Here is a 21,790-nt window from a genome sequence, read left to right on the forward strand (position 1 = left end):
AGTGGTAAGGCACCGGTTTTTGATATCGGCATCCGTTGGTTCGAATCCAGCTACCCCTGCCATCTAATTCCTAAATTGCCAACCGCCAAGGGTGCTTCATGCCCAATCTTGTCGTTTTTAGTGGATCTGCACATCCACAATTCGCCCAAAAAGTCGTAAGCCACTTGCACATCCCTTTAGGTGCTGCATCTATTGGTCAATTTTCTGACGGTGAAATTGCTGTCGAAATTACTGAAAATGTTCGTGGTAAAGACGTATTTATCGTACAACCTACTTGTGCCCCAACGAATGATAACCTAATGGAAATCCTCGTTATGGCTGATGCTTTGCGTCGTGCAAGTGCTGGTCGTATTACCGCAGTGATTCCTTATTTCGGTTATGCGCGTCAAGACCGTCGTCCTCGTTCATCACGTGTTCCAATTACTGCAAAAGTTGTCGCAGATATGCTGACAACTGTAGGAATTGACCGTGTGGTAATGATCGACCTTCACGCTGACCAAATCCAAGGTTTCTTCGATATCCCTGTAGACAACATCTACGGTACACCAGCGCTTTTAGCTGACCTTCGTCAACAATCACATGACAACCTCATGGTGGTTTCTCCTGACGTTGGCGGTGTCGTTCGTGCACGTGCTGTTGCTAAACAAATGGGCGATATTGACCTTGCTATCATCGACAAACGTCGTCAAAAGGCAAACGAATCACAAGTCATGCACTTGATTGGTGATGTTAAAGGCCGTGACTGCGTGATCGTAGATGACATGGTGGATACTGCAGGTACGTTATGTAAAGCTGCTGATGCATTGAAAACATTTGGTGCGCGCAAAGTGGTTGCTTATGCAACTCACCCTGTTTTATCAGGTAAAGCCATCGAAAACTTGAAAAACTCTGTGATTGATGAATTGGTTGTTACAGACACCATTCCTCTTTCTGAAGAAGCTCAAGCTCTTGGTAAGATTCGCCAAGTTTCAGTTGCGAGTATGGTTGCTGAAACAATTCGTCGTATTAACAACGAAGAATCTATTAGCGCAATGTTTGATTCTTATCTATAATATAGCGCTGAATTTTAAAAGCCCTGCCCAGTGCAGGGCTTTGTCTCACTAGGTCGGTCGCAGATCTAGTTTATTTAAAACTTAAATTAAGGATGTCTATCATGGCAAACTTCGTATTAAACGCTCAAGCGCGTGAAGCAGCTAACCAAGGGAAAGGTGCGAGCCGCCGCCTTCGTCACGCTGCTCAAGTTCCAGCTATCATCTACGGTGGTGCTGCTGAACCTGTAGCTGTTACTTTAGAACTTCGTGAGCTTGTTAAAGCTTTAGAAAACAACGCTTTCTTCGAAGAAGTTGTTGAAATCAAAGTTGGCGACAAAGTTGAAAGCGTTAAAATCAAAGCGTTACAACGTCACCCAGCTAAAAACACGCCTATGCACGCTGACTTCGTTCGCGCATAAGTGTTATTGGTATAATTAGTGTCAAATATTTCACTGATTGTTGGTTTGGGCAACCCAGGTTCTGAGTATGCCCAAACCCGCCATAATGCAGGCTTTTGGTTTGTTGAACGCCTTGCAGAACAATATGGCATTACGCTTAAAAAAGACCCAAAATTCAATGGAATGAGTGGGCGTGGTAATATCGAAGGTCAAGACGTCCGTCTGCTATTACCCACAACCTTTATGAACCTTGTTGGTAAAAGTGTTGTTCCCTTCGCTAAATTCTACAATATTGCTCCAGAAGCAATACTGATTGCTCACGATGAACTGGATATGAACCCTGGTGTCATTCGCCTAAAAACAGGTGGTGGTCATGGTGGTCATAATGGTTTACGTGACATAGTCCCTCATATCGGTCCAAACTTCCATCGCTTACGCATTGGTATTGGTCACCCCGGTTCAAAAGAACGTGTTTCAGGACATGTCTTAAGCAAAGCACCAAGCAATGAACAAAATTTAATGGATGACGCAATCCATCACGCATTAGCTCGCACTAAAATGCTGGTGAATGGTGAGATTCAGCCTGCCATGAATCAAATCAATGCTTACAAACCAAACTGATAAGTCAAAAAAATGTTGAACCATGCTGCTTGCCATACTGTCATTTTAAAGGCAAAATGCGCTTGCCTGATTGCTTATCCAGCAAGTTCAGATTGATTCAACCATAAGATAACGATCTTAGGTCCACTCAGGAGACGCTAGCCATGCTATCTCGTTTATTAAAAGCAAAAATCCACCGTTGTGTTGTTACTCAAGCTGAACTTCATTATGAAGGTTCATGTGCAATCGATGGTCTTTTATTGGATTTAGCCGGTATCCGCGAATATGAAGAAATTCACATGTGGAACGTGACTAATGGTAAGCGTTTCAGTACCTATGCAATTCGTGGTGAAGAAGGTTCTGGCATCATTTCAGTCAATGGTGGTGCAGCACATCAGGCCGATGTAGGCGATTTAATGATTATTGCGACATTCGGTGATTTTACAGAAGCTGAAGCAAATGCACATAAACCACGTTTAGTTTATGCAAATCCAGACAATACTGTAAGTCACATGGCAAACTGTATTCCAGTACAAGTGGCTTAAGCCCAATAAATTAAAAAATCCGCTGCATGCGGATTTTTTTATGAGCAGAATAATGCAATTGGATCAATTGTGAGTAGCACGAAACCCGCTCAACCAATCTCGTTTGCTCTCACAGCCTAAATCTTGTAGCTGATCACCTTTCAATGCCGTGAGTATCGCATTGCCCCGCTCATCGACTTTAAACTCAGCATATTCTGCCTGCTTATAACAATCCGCCAAACCTTCTGCAAATAAAAAACTTCTCGACGCAGGATAAAGTCCGCTATAGCGATTATTCGGGTTTTGTAAAATCAGTCGAGCTGTACGAACATTTTTCGGCAACTCAAAATAACTATGTATCACGCGCCTCTGTGAATCGAGTTCAACATAAGTGAGCACTGAAGACTTGTTCTTAATCACTTCATCAAAATAATGACCTGAAAAAATCTGATCTTCTTGATTAATGTTTGCTTGGCTGGTACTTTCTGGACTCAAATGCTGAGGCGCAAAATAAAGTTGATAATTCAGCGCCATATAATCCCCCTGGATAATCGAACGCGGGTCTACATGTTGCAAGCGCACATACATGGTTTGACTATTGTTTAAGTGCCATTCATTTTTAAAAATTAAGCCTAAACATACCGCGATACTGAGTAGTGCCAAAGCAAGAGGAATCATTTTCTTCATATGCCGAACTCCTCTTTTTGCTTAAATAGCATCAAGCTCAATGTCAGCAAGAGCAACATCAGACCTGACAAGAACATGCTTAAACTTTTAATTAGAAAGGTCACGTCAAGGGAATAATATAAAAACCCTAAAATTAAAGCGAAAGTTGCCAGCGCAAATCCATAGATCACTTTATCTTGTGTTTTTAATGCCCATGAAATGATGGCCAAACAAATAAAAATATCGAAATAACCATAAAAAATCAGCCCTACTGCAAAAGTAGTCAAAATAAAATGAGCAAATAAATGAAACTGCTTTTGAATATGTAAAAAGACAAAAAGCACAAACCATAAAATCGGTAAACCAAAAGCCAATATCGGAATGTGCTCAATTTTCGCTAATTCGTATTTCCCAAATAAAGTATAAAAACCCATGGAAAATAGAATAATCCCAAGTGCAGAAAGCAATAAACTACGTTGATATTCGATTGGCTGTATGAATTTTATGGCCAGAATTCCCAGATAAAAAACATAATTCCAAAGTGCTAAATAAACAAAATTTTCAACAATATTACGCCAACTGAGATGTGCATTAATATCCCAAATACACGCCACACCTGCTGCATATAAACCCCAAATTTGAATAAAGACAAAGAACCAATGTGTTCGCATGAAATAAGCCAGTGCTAGCATCGCCAATTGTAAAAATAGAATAGGAAGAATTTGATTCATTAAATCAACGGTGTGAAAAATCACCGCAATTTGTCCTGCAACCCAGAGACAATAAGCGAATTGTCTTAAAAATAAACTTTGTTTAGCTTTCAATAAGTAAGCCGCCAAAGCCACAAAAACAAGGCCCATAATCAAAGAGAAATTTCCCCAAAAGGTCAGCATCAACGTAGCAAAGACGATGCCCGCAATCCAAGCTCCCACTGCAAGTGGAATAGCATTGAACCGACTATGTGGAATAAATTTAATCAACATGTAACTGATGAAAGCAAACCACGCAAAAATAATCAGTGAGATAAAAAATAATTCAAAAATTTCATTCTGACCAAACCACTCCGTCACCGCCTTCACAATGATCAAGGTAAAGCTAATGCCTAAGCCAACTGCTGAAAGTGCGCTACATAGCTGATCTTTATTTTGATAATAGTAAGCCAGTGAAATGCCCAACAAGAGAAAAGACACTGTGAAATAAAGAATGCTTTTATCCGCATAGAGATACATCGCCATATGCCAAATCGAGAGAATGGCAAACCATAGTAAGAATAAATAACGAAGTTTCGAATAATATTTATTGCAGAAATAGAATTGAATCAGTGCAAATACATGAATACTGATTAAAAAGAGATCTGGATATTGATCCCCCCAAAAGGTTTGTATAAAAAACAGAAACAGCGCCAATTGGCTGATAATACATAAAAGGAAAAATACACCGATATTCGGACGATATAACCACGGTAAAAGCAGCACAGACCAAAGTAGAAATAATAAATAGCTGTCAGCACCCGTTTGATAAATTTGACCAATCACAGCCAGACTTAAACCAATCATCAAACCACAGATACTATGTAAACACTGCACTAGAAAATCATGTTTTGTCAGCCACAAACTGCAAACCGCACTGAGGAATAATAACAACTGGGGAATAGCCAGCTGAATATCCAGTGGCAACATAAACCAATTGGCGGCAACCAAATACAACATACTGACCGCAATGAGTGTAAAACCAAAAACTTGCAGATGCTTTATAAAGGATTCAGCACTCCAAGGGTAATCATATTGTTGAATTTTGATCAATTCTAACTCCTCACTCTTATTTTTATCTTGATCATTTCAAACCATTCAAACTATAGAAAAACTTCTTATTCATGTTTATGGTTTTTCTCAGATATTCTTTTTGAACATTAAACTCATACTAAATGAAATCATGCGGAGAGAGTGTTGGTCTTTAGCAAAGCTATAGCAAAAATTATTCTATGTATAAAACTGATCATTCTAAAACTCCCCCTGTTTTTCTAAATATTTAGCACTATAATGGATTTACATCGCTTCAGGGCGGGGTGAAATTCCCCACCGGTGGTAAGTTCAGTTGAATGACTCAGACTGAATCAGCCCACGAGCCAGCCAAGCAGAAATCATCTATTTGGCTCGCAGATTTGGTTCAATTCCAAAGCCGACGGTATAGTCCGGATGAAAGAAGACGACGTGACCAATAGAATCTCAGGTACAAACCTGTGAGGATTTATTGCTACGCCAATTTTTCAAAGTCCTGAAATGTTCAACCGTACTTCAATTTTACGCGAGCGTTTCAATGTCTAGTTTGATTCAACCCGAAATTTTCTTTTCAGCCCTTTCTCCAGCTGAACAACGTATCCAACAAGCTTTAGAAGATATCCGCCAAGGCAAACCTGTTTTGGTGATGGATGACTTTGACCGTGAAAACGAAGCCGACCTCATTGTGGCTGCTGAAACTCTCACCGTCGAAACAATGGCACGCATGATTCGTGATGGTTCTGGCATTGTCTGTTTATGTCTGACCGATGAACTGGCCGATCACTTAGAGCTTATGCCTATGGTGTCAGATAACTCAAGTCAGTTTAAAACTGCATTCACGGTGACCATTGAAGCTGCAACTGGCGTGACCACAGGTGTGTCTGCGCAAGATCGCACCACCACAGTCAAAGCAGCAATTAAAGATGGGGCTGTTGCCAGCGACTTAAACCGCCCTGGTCATGTATTCCCTCTTCGTGCACGCCAAGGCGGTGTGCTCACCCGTCGCGGTCATACCGAAGGAACGATTGATTTAGCTCGTTTAGCAGGCTTAAAACCAGCAGGTGTATTGTGTGAACTGACCAATGCCGATGGAACTATGGCCTCTGGCATTCAAGTGTTGGCATATGCGCAAACGCATCAGTTGACTGTGATCACCATTGAAGAATTGGTGCAATATCGCATTAAACACGGAGTTTAATTTTTACGCTCCCCCATCAAAAAGCCTCCATATTGGAGGCTTTTTTTATGCAATACCATCAGCATCAAACAAACACAGTATAAATACCATAGAGCGCAATTGTGACCAATATCGCACCACAAACGCCTAACAGCTTATTGTACAAAGCGGACTGCGATAGTTTATTAAAACCCAAATAAACCAAAGACAACGTGCTGAAGTCTAGAATAATCCAGAGAATGGTCAATAGTACAAGGCTGACATCGACATCACTGGTTACCCCAATGAACTGTGGGAAAAATGAGGCAAAGAAAATAATATCCTTCGGATTCGAAATACCCACCAAGAAACCTTGCTTAAAGCCCCCCTGCACCGCCTTTAGTTGCACAGGCGATGTTTCTGTTCCTTGTGCAATTGCTTCTTTTAAAATTTGAAAACCGAGATAGGCAATATATACGCAGCCTAAAATTTTAATCGCATTTAGCCAATGCTCTGCAATGTTTAAAAAGCCTTTTAAGATGAGTACAGACAGTACAATGAGAACCAAAGAGGCTAAATTCGTCCCGAAAATGGTTTTTAAGGCTTGTTTATATCCACCTTTTAGACCTGCACTGGCAACCAACAACATCACTGGGCCAGGTGTTGCAATCATGACCACCACAGCCATACAGTACAACGCCAGTTCAAATACATTCACCATCGAAAAACCCTTTTCCCCAGTCACTCTCGCAAATAGCTTAGGTATGCGGAGTATTCTTTTTCTATATCAAACCAAGAGGACTTATTCGTCCTCTTCCATATGGATGAGATGTTGCCGAATTGCGTCAGCACGCAAAAATGCCAAATCATAACTGGCTGTAGCAAGTGCAAGAACACGGCGCTCAAACTCTTGCCAAATCGGTTTCACTTGGTGCGCTTGAATGCCCAAACCACTTTCTTCGGTAAAGTTCTTATTTTTTTCACATACTTTTAACGCATGATAAAGCTTCCGCCCTTTTGATGCATCGGGACGTAAACGAACGCGTTTAGATAAAACAAAAGCTTCTACCTGCTGCACATCAGCAAAAGGCAACATTGGCACTAAAATTTGATCTAGTTGTGCATCTAAGCGTTGCCAAACTGAACGATGCTGCTCCGAAGTGTAGGTATTCCACTGAATCACTTCATGATTAAAACGACGACAACCACGACACACAGAATCACCAAATACCGTTGAACAACGCCCTGCACATGGGGTCAAAGAGGCAATTCGACGATCTGTACTCAAAACATACTCCTGTTAATAAACGCACCAAAACAAAACGGATTTTGTCTTTGGCAACTGAATATACACGCTCCCCTACCACTTGAGAAGCCATTTAAAATGTTTACTTATCTCGCATCTTGATTCAATTCCATGTAAAATGTGCGCCTTAAAATTATCTATCAAAATACATTGGAGTACTCCATGAACGCTACTGTAGAACAGCTTGCACCTGTAGAACAGCAAGCGACGACTGGTTGGGTTGTTGCCGCACTTTATCAATTCAAAGAAGTTCAAGATCCTGCTGATCTTCAACAACGTCTTTTAGACTTGGTAAAAACCATCAACCTGTGTGGTACTCTGATTGTAGCGGGCGAAGGCATTAATGGTACGGTTGCAGGCGACCGTGCCGCGATCGATATGATTCATCAATTCCTTCTGAATGAAGGTTTTAACGAAATGGAATACAAAGAGTCTGACAGTGCAGACAAACCGTTTCGTAAAATGAAAATCAAACTTAAAAAAGAGATCGTGACTTTAGGCGTTGAAGTAAAGCCACGTGATTTAGTCGGTCACTACCTTGATCCGAAAGAATGGAATGAGCTGATTGCTCGTGATGACGTCATTTTGATCGATACTCGTAATGACTATGAATACAAAGCCGGAACATTTAAGGGTGCTATTGACCCGAAAACAGAAAGTTTCCGAGAATTTCCAGAATACGTTAAACAAAACCTTGAACAGCACAAAGATAAAAAAATTGCGATGTTCTGTACAGGTGGTATCCGCTGTGAAAAATCGACCTCCCTTCTTCTTCAAGAAGGTTTCAACGAGGTTTATCACTTAAAAGGCGGCATCTTAAAATACTTAGAAGAAACCCCTGCTGAACAAAGCATGTGGGAAGGCGAATGTTTCGTTTTTGATGGTCGTACTGCTGTCACTCATGGTGTTGAGGAAGGCCTTAACATTAAGTGTCATGCTTGTGGTTGGCCACTTCTTCCTGCTGAAGCAGAAGAACCTAGCTATGAACATGGTGTGTCATGCAAATACTGTATCGACAACACCACAGAAAAACAAAAAGAAGGCTTCCGTATGCGCCAGTCACAAATTGCTGCGGCTAAACGTAAACGCCTTTAAAATCATTCAGATGATTTAAGTCAAGAATAAGCCCTCATTTGAGGGCTTATTCTTTTATCCAGTTCGCGTTTTTTAAAAATATTTAACAATTTTGTCACAATATTTAACTCAATCTGAGTCATACTGTATAAATAGTAAGCTAAAGTGGTGTCCTGTAAGTCTCCACATAATAATAAAAATGACATGCCTAAACGACGAAAATAGGATGATTGCCATGCATAAAATAATCATGCCACGCCATCGCACATTGATTCGCAATGCCGCAGCAAACCGTATCGAGCAATATCACAATACCAGCTTCAACCAAATCAAAAGCAAGCTTGAACAACGCACGCATTTGTTTATCGTGGTTTTAGGCATGTTGATCGGTTCAAGTATCGCGCTCGGCATTGGTTACCATTTAAGCTCAAATCTTTTAAATTATACGTTGCTTAGTTTAATCCCGATTGCGCTGGCCTATAGCTTACGTAAAGTCTATATTCACACGCTGACCCACACTCGTTTCGACGAATAGAAAACAATACATTTCAATTCTTTACCCACATGCGATAAGTCCTTAAGATAACTTATCGCATTTATTTTTATGGTCTATATGAACCTCACTGCATGGATCATCTCCGTCATGGAACAACTGGGTTATTGGGGAATAGCCTTACTGATGTTTCTTGATAATGTTTTTCCGCCTATTCCTTCTGAAATTATCATGCCTTCGGCAGGTTATGCCGCATCACAAGGTGAGTTGGTCTTAGTTGGGGTCATTATTGCAGGATGTATTGGTTCACTCTTTGCCGCAGCAGTGCTGTATTGGATCGGCCATCAATTTAAACAAGAGCATATTTTCAGATGGGTTGACCGCTATGGTAAATATCTATTTATCAAATCCACCGATGTGAAAAAATCCTTAGATTGGTTTGAGCAGTATGGTCACCGTATTGTATTTTTTGGTCGCATGATTCCTGCGGTACGTTCACTGATTAGCATCCCTGCGGGAATGAGCCGTATGCCCTTTTGGAAGTTCATGTTCTATAGTGGACTCGGTACAATTATCTGGACAACATTTTTAGCAACAGTCGGTTATTACTTTGGTGAAAACCAAGCACTGATGCATCAAATTTTTAGCAAAGTCGGTTATGTCATTATTGCCATTGTCGCTGTGATTATCCTTTGGTTTTTATATCGCAGACATTTAGGTAAAACACGCGGCTAATTTATTTATTTTGGGGAAATACATGAAACACTATTTACTGCATTTTGCGGCGGTATATAGCATTGCTTTGGTGCTGTTAATCACCGTACTGGTCTTTGGTCTAAACCTTGGCGGTTTAACCTTAATTCCGACCTTAGTGGCTTGTGCACTGATTAGTGTCGGACACTTTGTGAAAAAAGAACACCGTGTTCCAAACAATCATGAAAAAATTCAACTGGTTTGGGGTTCAAGTGCAGTCGCAATTATAGTCGGTAGTTTCTTTATGCTGTTTTTAGTACTAATGAATCCCAATGCTGAAGCGATTATGAAATCCGTCGATAATGCCGGCATTGGACTCACTGCTGTCATTATGCTGTGTATGGTCGCGATTCATGGCGCTATTTTTCATATTGCCTATGGTTGGTACGCAGACTATTGTTTTAAAAAGTTGCCATAAAAAAACACCTCGTTTGAGGTGTTTTTTTATGCTTGATAGATAACGATCAAATGCCGCACGTCATTAGTGTTTTTGAGCGGAAAGTGCCATTAACTTTGTTTGGCTAGTTCTCATTTCTTCAATCAACCAATCCTTAAAAATGACTTTATGCAGATCATCCTCAAAAGGAGATGCGGAAAGTAAATAATAAGCGGAGCCATCTTGCACAATCGGGGTAAGCATATCTAACATTTGAAAATCGAGCTCTTTTTCAACCATATAGGCTGAAACCACTGTTGCACCTAAACCAGCTAAACATGCCTCTATACACAAATAGAAATGTTCCAACGCTACTTTTTCAAAATGCTTAAACTGCGCTTTATATGTATCTTTAAATTGTGTCCAAAGTTTAGGTCTCGAACTGGAAATAAACAGCTGTGACATCGGGGCTAAATGCTTGTGACGCGATACACAAACCATATGCTCATCTGCCATTTTTTCACTATAAATGGCCTTACCCCACTCAAAATCATTACGCCTTAAGGCCAAGTCGATGTTTAGCGCTTTAAAATCCGCTTCTCCACCAGCTGTTAACAAACTGATATCAATCTCAGGATAACGTAGCTTAAATTGAACCAAGTGCGGAATCAGCCATTTCATGGCGATAGTCGGTTCACAGGATAAGATTAAGGTCTTCTTCTCATTCTTCTTTTCTCTTGTCATCTGCACGAGGCACTGGTCAATCTGAGGAAAGACCTGCTCACAACAATCAAACAGTGTTAGGCCATCTCCCGTCAGCTGTAACTTTTTGCCGTCACGAATAAATAAACGACGCCCCAGTGCCTCTTCCAAATTTTTTAACTGCTTACTGACCGCACCTTGAGTGACAAAGAGTTTTTCAGCAGCGATGGTTACACTGTCATAACGGGCGACATAATAAAAAAACTTAAGAGAATTCAGTGACACGCGCTCAATCATTCCAAAAACTCATCAAAAGGAAAGAATTAAAATCGATTTTCACTATATCAAATATATGAAAAATATATAAATCCTTTTAATTCAACCCAAACAAGGATCAATGAGTGAATGAAATTATAGCGATTGCAATCATTACCCTACTTGCAGTCATTAGTCCTGGTGCTGACTTCGCTTTAGTCAGCCGAAATAGTTATCTGTATGGGCGTAAACAAGGGATCTATACCGCATATGGTATTGCTTGTGCTGTATGGATCCACATTAGCTATAGCGTACTGGGGCTCAGTTTCTTAAAGCACTACATTCCGAACCTATTGCATATCATTCAATATATTGGCGCGCTGTATCTGATGTATATCGGGTACAAAACATTTACCCAACAGCAAATTAGTGACCATACCACCCATGCTTTACTGCATCCACGGCAAGCATTTATACAAGGTTTTCTTGGCAACAGTTTGAATCCCAAAACTACACTATTTGTGATGAGCATCTTTGCACAGTTACTGCGAGGCAATCATGGTCTAATGCATTTAATTGTTTATGGCATGTTTATCTCGGTCAGTCATCTGCTGTGGTTTTTGCTCATTTCACTATTCTGCTCTACCCCAGTGATCCGAAATAAAATTTTACGCAAACAAGTGAGTATTAACCGTGTCATCGGTACCGTACTCGCAACTTTAGGACTTTGCTTATTTCTCACAAATTAAGCATGAGTGGTACCTGCGTTTAAACACTAAAATTTGGGCATAAAAAAACGTCCTCTAGGGACGTTTTTTTATTTGCTTGCTAATGCCTGCATCGCTGATGTCACGACGCAAGAACAATTATGCTGGTGTATGATACATGAGATAAAGTTCGTTTAAGTTCTCTGGAATTTCTTCTGCAAGCTCATCCATTAACTGACCGTTACGACGGAAAGTTTCCATTTGCGGATCTTCTTCATCAATCCCACTAAATACCATAATTGGTAAAGTAAGATCGACCAGTTGCTCTTCAAACTCAGGCGTGAACCATGCATCTTCATTGAGGAACATTGCATCGACAAAACCAACGCTCCAATCCCCTAAACTTGACTCAACATCTGCCTCTTCAATTTCAAAAGGAAATTCAATCCCTTCTTCATTGGCAAGGTTTTGACGAATAGACTCAAGCCAAGCTTTCACTTGCGCGATGATCTCGGCAGGCACTTTCTTTTGATTATTATCAAAAAGTTCATCCAACCATTTTGCAAAAGTAGGACCAACTGCAATTGCACACAAGAAACCATGAGTCGCTGCAAAATCTAGACCATACTCATTTTGGTCACCATCTAGATATTCACTCAATAAGTCTAAATCTAAAGCACTCATTTCAAATCCAAATTCAGAAACTGATTAGGGCATTAGCATAGCATTTTCAGACACGATGCTACATCTGATTTTAGTCTTCTTCGTCGTCAAAATCGTCGTCATCGTCGATGTCGTAATCAAAATCTTTAAGCTCACGTTCCAAACGGCGCTGTGCAAGAAGGTCATCAATCAGGCGACGTTTTTCTAATGATTCTTTCGCACTAATTTTACTTGATGACTCATCAAAATTAACATCATCATCAGCGTAGTTATCATCTAGTTCAAAATCTGTAGAAGACACTAAAACTACCTCATAGTGAAAAAATGTGAAGGGTCTTAGCCGCTATTTATATGGGTTCCAGAACCTTGTCAAGTTTTATTTGCATTTAGAGCAATTAATTTGATTTTTAGTCTTTATTTCTAACCAATTTTTATGGCATGATATAATCCACCCTGCGTCTTTATAGTTTACGACTTTAAATGGTCACATAAAATCCAAATCTTTCAGATTTCAAATTTGGGTTTTGAACTTGAGTACGCTAGGGATGAACTTGAAAACAACAAATTCACCCCCATCTAAATCACTGAATTTATATTTTTAATATTTTATCAGGCAGCTTTTGGCTGACTATCCCTGATGGAATACGCAGTTATTTACAAATAAGTTTATGAAGCGAATTGTGCCCAGATGCACAGTTTTCCACTGCCACAGATTCAACGAAGAGTAAGCAAAGATGAGCGATATGACTTCCCCTACTTCACAAGTAGCGGCTCTGATTAGCCGAGGCAAAGAGCAAGGTTACCTAACTTACGCTGAGGTTAACGATCATCTCCCAGACTCGATCACTGAAAGCGAACAGATTGAAGACATTATTCAAATGCTTCAAGACGTTGGTATTCCTGTGCACGAACGTGCGCCTGAATCTGATGATGCAATGTTTGAAGGTGGTAATGAAGCTGCCGATGAAGTTGCTGAAGAAGAAGCCGCTGCTGTTCTTGCCTCTGTAGAAAATGAGCCTGGTCGTACCACTGACCCTGTCCGCATGTATATGCGTGAAATGGGTACTGTTGAACTGTTGACGCGCGAAGGCGAAATCAGTATTGCAAAACGTATTGAAGAAGGGATTCGTGACGTTCTTCACTCGATTGCTTACTGGCCAAATGCGGTTGAAGTGGTATTACAAGAATACAAAGATTATGAAGCAGGCGAACGTCGCCTTGCAGACATCCTTTCAGGTTATTTAGACCCTGAAACTGATGAAGCGATTCCAGAAGTTCTTGAAGAAGAGTCTGAAATTGATGAAGAAGATGATTCTTCAACCAAGTCTACCAAAGATGTGAAATTGGATGACGACGAAGAAGAAGAAGAGTCTGAAAGTGATGATGATTCTGAAGGTGAATCTGGCCCAGATCCTGAAATTGCCAAAGCGCGCTTTGACGAACTGAGTGCTGCTTGGAAAAACACCCGAACCATCATCGAAAAACATGGTCGTTCAAGCAAAGAAGCAGAAGACGCTTTAGAGTCACTTGCAACTGTGTTTATGATGTTCAAATTTACACCACGTTTATTTGACATCATTTCGGAAATGATCCGCGGTACTCATGAACAAATCCGTACCTCTGAACGTGAAGTAATGCGCTATGCAGTACGTCGTGGTCGTATGGATCGTACTCAATTCCGTACTTCGTTCCCTGGTCAAGAATCAAACTTTGCTTGGTTAGATGAACAAATTGCGAAAGCTTCGCCAGACCAAAAAGGCTATCTTGAAAAAGTACGTCCTGACGTTTTAGCGTTCCAACAAAAAATTGCAGATATCGAAAAAGATTTGGGCCTTGATGTTAAAGGCATCAAAGACATTTCAAAACGTATGGCTGTAGGTGAAGCGAAAGCACGCCGCGCGAAAAAAGAAATGGTTGAAGCCAACTTACGTTTGGTTATTTCGATTGCGAAAAAATACACCAACCGTGGTTTACAATTCTTGGACTTGATCCAAGAAGGTAACATTGGTTTGATGAAAGCCGTAGACAAGTTTGAATACCGTCGTGGTTATAAGTTCTCGACTTATGCAACATGGTGGATTCGTCAGGCCATTACTCGTTCGATTGCCGACCAAGCGCGTACCATTCGTATCCCAGTACACATGATCGAAACCATTAACAAGATCAACCGTGTATCACGCCAACTTCTGCAAGAAATGGGCCGTGAACCAACACCTGAAGAACTCGGTGAACGTCTGGAAATGGACGAAGTTAAAGTGCGTAAAGTGCTGAAAATCGCTAAAGAACCAATTTCGATGGAAACACCGATTGGCGATGATGAAGATTCTCATTTGGGTGACTTCATTGAAGACAGCAACATCACTTCTCCTGTCGATGCTGCAACGTCTGAAGGCTTAAAAGAAGCAACGCGTGAAGTGCTTGAAAACTTGACTGAACGTGAAGCGAAAGTTTTGAAAATGCGTTTTGGTATCGATATGCCAACGGACCATACTTTGGAAGAAGTGGGTAAACAGTTTGACGTGACACGTGAACGTATTCGTCAGATTGAAGCGAAAGCACTGCGTAAATTACGTCACCCTTCTCGTTCTGAACACTTACGTTCATTCCTAGAAAACGACTAATTGATACCGATACACTGGAGACTTGAAATTTAATCACGAGTCTCCATTATGTATTTAAGAGCAACACCTAACGCCTGCAGTTTCGCAGGCGTTTGAAATAAGGGGGACTGACGCTCATGACTATGTTAGACCGTACACCATCACGTGAATTACAAGAACATCTTTGGGTATTCCCGATGGACTACCCAATCAAACTCATAGGCTTTGCCAGCACTGAGTTACATGTTGCAGTGGTTGAAATTTTAGTCAAACATTTCCCTGATTTTGATGGTGAATCGATCCAAGTCCAACCATCACGCACAGGTAAATACCATTCTTTAACTGCCCAATTGCGTTTTGAAGAATTAGAACAAGTTCATCAACTGTATGCAGACCTTGCAGCTTGTCCGTTAATTAAAACGGCGCTGTAATTCAAATGATGTATCAATGAAACACGCTTACGAGCGTGTTTTTTTGTGCCTAAATTTTTGATCTATTGAATTCAGCTTATTCACTGAAGAAATCCTCCTACGCTCTAGATCTTTTCTTTATAATTTCAGACATACTTTTTGTTTTATAAGGACGCAAGTGCCGTGTCAGATGCCGTTCTCAAACCACAACTGATTATTCGCCAGTTTGATAATTTAACTTCATATGCTGACCGCTTTGTAGAAATGAAAGTACTGACTGAACAACGGGATGCAGACACACCCGATGAACTTTGGATTTTGCAACATCATGATGTTCTCACTCAAGGTCAAGCTGGAAAACCTGAACACATCCTTATGAGCAGCAACATTCCCGTAGTACAAACGGATCGCGGGGGGCAAGTCACTTGGCATGGTCCCGGTCAGTTGGTGGCCTATTTTATGTTTGACCTCAACCGACTTGGCTGGAACGTCCGCACCTTGGTGTCTTATGCTGAAAACCTCATGATTGAATTACTCAAAAAATATGAGATTGAGGCCTATGCCAAACCTGATGCACCCGGCGTATATGTCGATGGACGCAAGATTGGCTCATTGGGTTTTAAAATTCGTAAAGGCCGCAGTTATCATGGTTTATCCTTAAATATTGACTGTGACTTATTTGGGTTTCAGACCATTAATCCATGTGGCTATGCAGGCTTAGAAATGGTGCGTATCTCAGACCTCAAATCAGACTATCCGCGCTTTGAAAACTTATGTGCCGACATTATTGAAACTTTACAGCACAGCGGTTACTTTAAAGAAGTTCAAGTACAGCATATATAAAGGCTTTGCTTTTCATGGAAAAATAAATTAGAGTATTTACTCTAAACTAATAATTATTTTTAGAAAGGACAACAGCGAGTGATTAACGTAAATTCAGTGAAACCCGCTCTGCAATTGACCTATGTCAAACTTATGATGGATGTGATTGGCCGAGGATTGGTCATGGCCAGCCAAGTCGATAGTGAAATTCAACAAGAAGTTGCCAAATTTCCAGCCAATTTCACCTTATCGATGAATGTCTTTCCAAACGGCCCGGCTTTTTTAGCCAAAGTGACCGAAAACCATCAACTCGAATTACTTACTCCGGGAAGTTTAAAGGCAGATTTAACCATCACTTTTAAACATCTAAGCCATGCCTTTTTGGTGTTTTCATTTCAAGAAAGTACAGCACAAGCTTTTGCACACGACCGTATGATTGCAGATGGCGATATTTCTTATGCGATTCGCCTCGTCCGCTGTCTGAATAAAATGGAATCGTTGATTTTACCGAAAATGGTCGCTGAACTTGCCGTCAAAGAATACCCAACTGAATTGGGCTTAAAAGAAAAACTCACTGGTGCTGCAAATATTTATCTCAAAGTAGCCCAATCATATTTAAAACGGAGTGCATAACATGGCGAAGCCTTATTACGAATTTTTCTGTCCTGTAAAAGTGATCGCTGGTCATGCTGCTTTAGAACACATTCCGTTTGAACTGGCAACATTAGGGGCAACCCGACCTTTAATCATTACCGACAAAGGTGTACGTGCCAATAATTTACTGGCACCCATTGAAGCAGCATTTGAGTCTACCGATGCAGTTATTGGTGCAATTTTTGATGATGTTCCACCCGATTCAAGCTTAGAGACGGTGCGTAAAGCCGCCAATTTATATCGTGAACACCAGTGCGATGCGATTATTGCTGTCGGTGGCGGATCGGTGATTGATACCTCGAAAGCCACCAATATTTTGGTATCTGAAGGTGGTGATGACTTACTCAAATACTCTGGGGCACACAACCTACCTAAACCACTCAAACCCTTTTTTGTGATTCCAACCACATCAGGTACAGGGTCTGAAGTTACCATGGTTGCAGTGGTGTCTGATCCAGAGAAAAATGTCAAACTGCCTTTCGCATCGTACTATTTAATGCCGCATGCTGCGATTCTCGATCCACGCATGACCCAAACCCTGCCACCGCACTTAACCGCGATGACCGCAATGGATGCCATGACCCATGCCGTCGAAGCCTATACATGCATGGCACACAATCCGATTTCAGATGCCTATGCTACGGCTGCAATTAAGAAAGTCAGCAATCACTTGTTTAATGTGCTGGATAATCCAAGCGATGCCAACGGCCGCTTAGAATTGGCTCAAGCTTCGACCATGGCTGGCATTGCATTTTCAAACTCGATGGTGGGCCTTGTACACTCACTTGGACATGCCTTAGGTGCAGTGGCACACTTGCCGCATGGACTATGCATGAACCTGTTCCTCCCTTATGTGCTTGAATTTAACAAGGAAGTGAATGGAGACAAGATTGCAGAGCTCCTGTTACCACTTGCAGGGCCAGACATTTATGCGCAGACTCCTGCCCACTTACGTGCAGACAAAGCCATCAGCACATTACTCACCATGCGTGATCGCTTATTTACCCTAACCAAGTTACCCCGTACCTTGAGTGAAACAGGAAAAGTGACCTTAGAACAACTCGATGAGGTGGCAGAAAAGGCCCTCAACGATGGTTCAATCATTTACAACCCGAAAGAAGCCAGCTTAAAAGATTTAAAAGCAATTTTAGAAAAAGCTTGGTAATTCATAAAAAATCAGCCAATATAGCGACAATCTTAGCCTGATGCTTTTTTAAACATCGGGCTTTTATTTGCCATAAGGAATAATGCTTTCCTTATAACTATTGGCATAAAAACTGCTAAAAAATCTGAAAAAGTTACTGACAAAAGCGGCCAAATTAATGTAGATTGGCGCACTTTTGAAATTAAACACAGGGGGGATCGTTCGTCTCAAACGATCCTTATTAAACATGACTGATCCTTGATCAACGATTAAGAGGATAACGCCGTTGACTAATATTTCTGGGACTCAATCGGCAGCTAAACTGCAAAAAACGCTAGGTCTCTGGCACATCATTATTATTGGTTTAGCTTATATTCAACCAATGACATTATTTGATACTTTCGGTTTAGTATCAGAAGAAAGTCATTATCATGTGCCAACGTCATATATCATTGCTTTAATTGCAATTTTATTCACGTCGATCAGTTATGGTCACATGATTCGTCGCTACCCTTCCTCGGGTTCAGCCTACACCTATGCGCAAAAGTCCATCCATCCGAATGTCGGATTTATGGTCGGTTGGTCATCATGGTTAGACTATTTATTGTCTCCAATGGTCAACATCATTCTTGCCGTGATTTACCTTGAAGCCTTATTCCCTGATGTAAACCATTGGGTCTGGGTGGTAGGTTTAACTGCATTTATGACCGCGGTCAACTTACGTGGTGCACGCTTCGTTGCAAACTTTAATGGTTTGATCGTTTTTGTACAGTTAGGTGTGATTGCTTACTTCACGTGGATGGTTTACAGCTTACTTGCTGGTGGCGTCAACGCAGATGGTACTTTGGTCAATGCGAAATATCAGTTATGGAGTTTAGAGCCATTCTGGAATGAGCTTACTTCACTGGGTGCCCTGATTACAGGTGCGACTTTGCTGTGCTTCTCATTCACAGGTTTTGACTCGCTCAGCTCGCTTGCAGAAGAAACAAAAGATACCGAGAAAACACTACCTAAAGCGATTTTCTTAACGGCACTTTTGGCCGGTGTGATCTTTATTATCAGCACCTACTTCATGCAGATTTACTTCCCGAACGATCCAAAGACTTACTTTGAAGATGTTGCTGCAACACAGCCTGACATTTTACAAGCCGTCGGTGGTGTTGCGTTTAAAACGGTGGTGCTGTACTTCGCAATTGTAACTGTTATGGCATCGGGTATTTCGGCACATGCAGGCGTTTCACGCTTAATGTATGTGATGGGCCGCGATGGCGTGATTAACAAGAAGATTTTTGGTCACATTAGTCCGAAAAGCTTCACACCGTCTTATAACATTCTCATTGTAGGTGCTGTGGCATTAACCGCTGGCTTCATGGACTTAGACATCGTAATTTCGATGATCAGCTTCGGTGCGTTAACTGCATTTACCTTTGTAAACTTATCGGTGATTTCAAGATATGCACTGCGTGATGGCCGCACAAAGAATATTAAAGATATCTTGAGCTTTGTGATAATTCCAATGTGTGGATTCCTCAGTATCTTTGCCATGTGGCTAGAGATTGAAGAAACCGCGTTGAAATTCGGTTTATGGTGGGCAATGTTTGGTATTTTATACTTAGGTTATAAAACCAAAGGCTTTAAGCAACCTGCACCACAACATAATGAATTTGACGATCCGCTCTAATCTTTCATTCAAAAGAAAAAGACGCCAAGTGCGTCTTTTTCTTTTCTAAACTAGAGCTAAAAAACTAGCCCTTAAATTGTTTAGTTATTTTAGCAATACGTTGTGCATAGAATTTTGTGGTTTCGAGATCCCCGGTTGGGATTTCATCCGTACTCGCATCCGATGGTGATTGCACCAACAAGCCTACAGAACCACCCAAATTATTTACATCTTGACGGGTTGCCGCTTTACTATTGGCAGGCAATAAGCCCAAGCTTACCCAAATACCGCCATGCTGCGATGCAAGTGTTTGTAGTTGAATTAAGGTCAGTTGCTTATCACCATTTAAGCTTGCACTATTGGTAAAGCCACCGAAAATTTTATCTTGCCATGCACGAGTGAACCATTTTTTTGAAGATGCATCGGCAAACTTTTTAAATTGCCACGGCGCAGTGCCCATATAAGTTGGTGCACCAAATACAATTGCATCAGATTGATCCAGTGTCAGCCAATCTTGCTCTGAAATGTCGCCATTTGGGTCAATCTCCACCAAATTTGCACCAATTTCTTGCGCAAAAGTTTGTGCAATCACTTTGGTATGTCCATAGCCTGAATAAAAAACCACTGAAATATTCGACATTTTAGTTTCCTCTTTTGAATCACTTGATTGGCATTGCTGCGTCAAGCATGACGCTGCGTAAACCATTAAAAATAAATAGTATGAAATATCTTAAATACTGGCCTGATCGGGCTTGAGCTTCACATAACTTGCAACTTCATCGCTTAGGCCCTGCTTCAACTGCTGGGTCTTTTCACCGATCAAAACTTCATAAGCATTTTGCTCGATGCCTTGAAAGATTTCTTGAGCTACTGTTTCTGGCGCAATCTTCGGAATGGGTAATGAACGAGTCAGATCGGTGTCAATAAAACCCACATGCACCCCCATGACCTGAATATTAAACTGAGACAACCACTGACGACTTGAGTTGGTATAGGACCATGCTGCCGCTTTAGAAATGGCATAGCTGGTCAAAACAGTGCTTGGCTCCCAAGATACATCCGAGAGAATGTTGACCACATAAGCCTGTTGGCTCTTTTGCAAAATCGGAGCAAAAATTTGCGTCACTCGCATCAAGCCCAACAAATTGGTTTCCAAAATCTTTTGCGTAGTCGTGATAATACTGGCTTCGACAGGATGTTCATTCAAAAGTGCAATGCCCGCATTATTCACAAGAATCGTGGTATCTGCGCATTGTTCTGCTGCCTGCTGAATAGATGCTTCGTCATTTACATCCAGTTGAATCGGGGTAAGCCCTTCTTCCTGAAAGCTCCCAATCTGGCGCATACCCACATAGATCTTTTTAGCGCCCTGACGACGTGCCTCCCGAGCGATGGCAAGTCCTAAGCCACGATTCCCACCCGTAATAAAAACAACAGCCTCTGAAACTTTCATCATGTGATCCATCCAATTGCCAGTATCTTGCGAAAGCGTAGTCTGATGACAGCGCTGCATTAAGTCTGTATTCATGATACACTTATGAAACCTAGTATCAATTAGTTACCACTTGGTAACTGGTCTGATTGATTGTTTCAAATGAAGATAGAACGTAAAAGGAGCATGGTTAGAAATGAATAAACCAATGAAATTTAATATTTTTCATCCAGATTGTCCTGCTCGTCTTTTTTTTGAAAAATTTGCAGACAAGTGGATTTTATTGATTGTGTATACACTGGATCAGGAGTCACAGCACTTTAATGAGCTCAAGAAAAATGTTTTAGGTATTTCACCTAAAGTACTGTCACAAAAATTAAAGATCTTAGAGCGCGATGGTTTTTTGACGCGAACCATTCATGAAGATAACGTGATTCGAGTGGAATATGCGTTAACCGAGATTGGCAAAGACTTTGCTCAAAATGCCTATCAAATGAAAGATTGGGTCGAAGCCAATATGCTTAAAGTTTTAAAATCCAGAGCTGGATTCGATCAAAAGCTAGAAAAAACAGAACCCGCTTAAGCG

The 21,790-nt window shown here is 41.0% G+C and carries 26 protein-coding genes and 1 riboswitch; of the genes, 17 read left to right on the plus strand and 9 right to left on the minus strand.

The window, feature by feature from the left end:
- Positions 1-98 precede the first annotated feature (98 nt).
- The 4 genes from PTT44_RS00305 (at position 99) to panD (ending at position 2,574) form a co-directional block, all read left to right on the plus strand.
- Positions 99-1,052 carry a ribose-phosphate pyrophosphokinase gene (locus PTT44_RS00305; RefSeq protein WP_004695513.1) on the plus strand — a complete coding sequence of 318 codons (954 nt, stop codon included), beginning with the start codon at positions 99-101 and terminating at the stop codon, positions 1,050-1,052.
- A 101-nt stretch (positions 1,053-1,153) separates the two neighbouring features.
- Entirely contained in the window at positions 1,154-1,450 is a 297-nt protein-coding gene (rplY, locus tag PTT44_RS00310) for a 50S ribosomal protein L25 (RefSeq protein WP_004695511.1), read from the plus strand.
- Between the two features lie 18 nt (positions 1,451-1,468).
- Entirely contained in the window at positions 1,469-2,050 is a 582-nt protein-coding gene (pth, locus tag PTT44_RS00315) for an aminoacyl-tRNA hydrolase (protein ID WP_004695508.1), read from the plus strand.
- A gap of 143 nt (positions 2,051-2,193) precedes the next feature.
- Positions 2,194-2,574 (plus strand): aspartate 1-decarboxylase, encoded by a 381-nt coding sequence (gene panD, locus PTT44_RS00320; protein ID WP_004695506.1) that lies wholly within the window; start codon positions 2,194-2,196, stop codon positions 2,572-2,574.
- A 63-nt stretch (positions 2,575-2,637) separates the two neighbouring features.
- Here panD and PTT44_RS00325 read toward each other — a convergent pair whose 3' ends face one another.
- Both PTT44_RS00325 and PTT44_RS00330 read right to left on the minus strand, forming a co-directional pair.
- Positions 2,638-3,240: a GDYXXLXY domain-containing protein gene (locus PTT44_RS00325; RefSeq protein WP_168158172.1), complete on the minus strand. Its 603-nt coding sequence runs from the start codon at positions 3,238-3,240 to the stop codon at positions 2,638-2,640.
- The gene (locus PTT44_RS00330; RefSeq protein ID WP_168158173.1) at positions 3,237-5,021 is read right to left on the minus strand and encodes a DUF2157 domain-containing protein; all 1,785 of its coding nucleotides are present in this window, start codon (positions 5,019-5,021) and stop codon (positions 3,237-3,239) included. The genes PTT44_RS00325 and PTT44_RS00330 overlap by 4 nt, the downstream gene beginning before the upstream one ends.
- Positions 5,022-5,267: 246 nt before the next feature.
- A riboswitch (FMN riboswitch) is annotated at positions 5,268-5,430 on the plus strand.
- A 105-nt stretch (positions 5,431-5,535) separates the two neighbouring features.
- Here PTT44_RS00330 and ribB point away from each other — a divergent pair.
- On the plus strand, positions 5,536-6,195 hold the full coding sequence (ribB, locus tag PTT44_RS00335; protein ID WP_168158174.1) for a 3,4-dihydroxy-2-butanone-4-phosphate synthase: 660 nt from the start codon (positions 5,536-5,538) through the stop codon (positions 6,193-6,195).
- 64 nt (positions 6,196-6,259) lie between these two features.
- Here the strand turns inward: ribB and PTT44_RS00340 are convergent, their stop codons facing one another.
- Together PTT44_RS00340 and PTT44_RS00345 are read right to left on the minus strand one after the other, a co-directional pair.
- Positions 6,260-6,874 (minus strand): LysE family translocator, encoded by a 615-nt coding sequence (locus PTT44_RS00340; RefSeq protein WP_168158175.1) that lies wholly within the window; start codon positions 6,872-6,874, stop codon positions 6,260-6,262.
- Positions 6,875-6,955: 81 nt separating this feature from the next.
- A complete protein-coding gene (locus PTT44_RS00345; RefSeq protein WP_004982805.1) occupies positions 6,956-7,441 on the minus strand; it encodes a DUF1289 domain-containing protein in 486 nt (161 codons plus the stop codon).
- Between the two features lie 180 nt (positions 7,442-7,621).
- On the opposite strand from PTT44_RS00345, the gene trhO reads away from it, so the two are divergent.
- From trhO to PTT44_RS00365, 4 genes are all read left to right on the plus strand, one after another.
- Positions 7,622-8,554, plus strand: coding sequence for an oxygen-dependent tRNA uridine(34) hydroxylase TrhO (trhO, locus tag PTT44_RS00350; protein ID WP_168158176.1), 933 nt, complete (start codon positions 7,622-7,624; stop codon positions 8,552-8,554).
- 214 nt (positions 8,555-8,768) lie between these two features.
- Entirely contained in the window at positions 8,769-9,068 is a 300-nt protein-coding gene (locus PTT44_RS00355) for a hypothetical protein (protein WP_078425296.1), read from the plus strand.
- Positions 9,069-9,146: 78 nt separating this feature from the next.
- A complete protein-coding gene (locus PTT44_RS00360) occupies positions 9,147-9,761 on the plus strand; it encodes a DedA family protein (RefSeq protein WP_168158177.1) in 615 nt (204 codons plus the stop codon).
- Between the two features lie 22 nt (positions 9,762-9,783).
- Complete coding sequence (locus PTT44_RS00365) at positions 9,784-10,197, plus strand: ABZJ_00895 family protein (RefSeq protein WP_168158178.1); 414 nt, start codon at positions 9,784-9,786, stop codon at positions 10,195-10,197.
- A gap of 63 nt (positions 10,198-10,260) precedes the next feature.
- Here the strand turns inward: PTT44_RS00365 and PTT44_RS00370 are convergent, their stop codons facing one another.
- Positions 10,261-11,154: a LysR family transcriptional regulator gene (locus PTT44_RS00370; RefSeq protein WP_168158179.1), complete on the minus strand. Its 894-nt coding sequence runs from the start codon at positions 11,152-11,154 to the stop codon at positions 10,261-10,263.
- A gap of 104 nt (positions 11,155-11,258) precedes the next feature.
- Between PTT44_RS00370 and PTT44_RS00375 the strand changes: the two genes are divergently transcribed.
- A complete protein-coding gene (locus PTT44_RS00375; protein ID WP_168158180.1) occupies positions 11,259-11,861 on the plus strand; it encodes a LysE family translocator in 603 nt (200 codons plus the stop codon).
- Between the two features lie 117 nt (positions 11,862-11,978).
- Here the strand turns inward: PTT44_RS00375 and PTT44_RS00380 are convergent, their stop codons facing one another.
- Together PTT44_RS00380 and PTT44_RS00385 are read right to left on the minus strand one after the other, a co-directional pair.
- Positions 11,979-12,503, minus strand: a complete 525-nt coding sequence (locus tag PTT44_RS00380) for a YecA/YgfB family protein (RefSeq protein ID WP_004695482.1) — start codon at positions 12,501-12,503, stop codon at positions 11,979-11,981.
- Between the two features lie 70 nt (positions 12,504-12,573).
- Entirely contained in the window at positions 12,574-12,783 is a 210-nt protein-coding gene (locus PTT44_RS00385) for a PA3496 family putative envelope integrity protein (RefSeq protein WP_004982817.1), read from the minus strand.
- A gap of 433 nt (positions 12,784-13,216) precedes the next feature.
- Here PTT44_RS00385 and rpoD point away from each other — a divergent pair, with 433 nt between their 5' ends.
- The 6 genes from rpoD to PTT44_RS00415 all read left to right on the plus strand — a co-directional run bounded on the left by rpoD (position 13,217) and on the right by PTT44_RS00415 (position 19,793).
- Positions 13,217-15,103, plus strand: a complete 1,887-nt coding sequence (rpoD, locus tag PTT44_RS00390; protein WP_168158181.1) for an RNA polymerase sigma factor RpoD — start codon at positions 13,217-13,219, stop codon at positions 15,101-15,103.
- A 122-nt stretch (positions 15,104-15,225) separates the two neighbouring features.
- A complete protein-coding gene (locus PTT44_RS00395; RefSeq protein WP_039890011.1) occupies positions 15,226-15,513 on the plus strand; it encodes a YbeD family protein in 288 nt (95 codons plus the stop codon).
- 162 nt (positions 15,514-15,675) lie between these two features.
- A complete protein-coding gene (lipB, locus tag PTT44_RS00400; RefSeq protein WP_168158182.1) occupies positions 15,676-16,335 on the plus strand; it encodes a lipoyl(octanoyl) transferase LipB in 660 nt (219 codons plus the stop codon).
- 132 nt (positions 16,336-16,467) lie between these two features.
- Positions 16,468-16,947, plus strand: coding sequence for a hypothetical protein (locus PTT44_RS00405; RefSeq protein WP_216076700.1), 480 nt, complete (start codon positions 16,468-16,470; stop codon positions 16,945-16,947).
- Between the two features lies 1 nt (position 16,948).
- The gene (locus tag PTT44_RS00410) at positions 16,949-18,133 is read left to right on the plus strand and encodes an iron-containing alcohol dehydrogenase (protein WP_004982825.1); all 1,185 of its coding nucleotides are present in this window, start codon (positions 16,949-16,951) and stop codon (positions 18,131-18,133) included.
- 265 nt (positions 18,134-18,398) lie between these two features.
- Positions 18,399-19,793 carry an APC family permease gene (locus tag PTT44_RS00415; protein ID WP_010327325.1) on the plus strand — a complete coding sequence of 465 codons (1,395 nt, stop codon included), beginning with the start codon at positions 18,399-18,401 and terminating at the stop codon, positions 19,791-19,793.
- A gap of 64 nt (positions 19,794-19,857) precedes the next feature.
- On the opposite strand, the gene PTT44_RS00420 is transcribed toward PTT44_RS00415, so the two are convergent.
- A complete protein-coding gene (locus PTT44_RS00420) occupies positions 19,858-20,412 on the minus strand; it encodes a flavodoxin family protein (RefSeq protein ID WP_168158183.1) in 555 nt (184 codons plus the stop codon).
- Positions 20,413-20,502: 90 nt separating this feature from the next.
- Positions 20,503-21,285 carry an SDR family NAD(P)-dependent oxidoreductase gene (locus PTT44_RS00425; RefSeq protein WP_168158304.1) on the minus strand — a complete coding sequence of 261 codons (783 nt, stop codon included), beginning with the start codon at positions 21,283-21,285 and terminating at the stop codon, positions 20,503-20,505.
- A gap of 115 nt (positions 21,286-21,400) precedes the next feature.
- Between PTT44_RS00425 and PTT44_RS00430 the strand changes: the two genes are divergently transcribed.
- Positions 21,401-21,787: a winged helix-turn-helix transcriptional regulator gene (locus tag PTT44_RS00430; RefSeq protein WP_004695464.1), complete on the plus strand. Its 387-nt coding sequence runs from the start codon at positions 21,401-21,403 to the stop codon at positions 21,785-21,787.
- The last annotated feature ends 3 nt before the right edge of the window (positions 21,788-21,790 follow it).

The organism is Acinetobacter sp. Gutcm_16 (assembly GCF_028649355.1).
GTDB lineage: Bacteria > Pseudomonadota > Gammaproteobacteria > Pseudomonadales > Moraxellaceae > Acinetobacter > Acinetobacter johnsonii.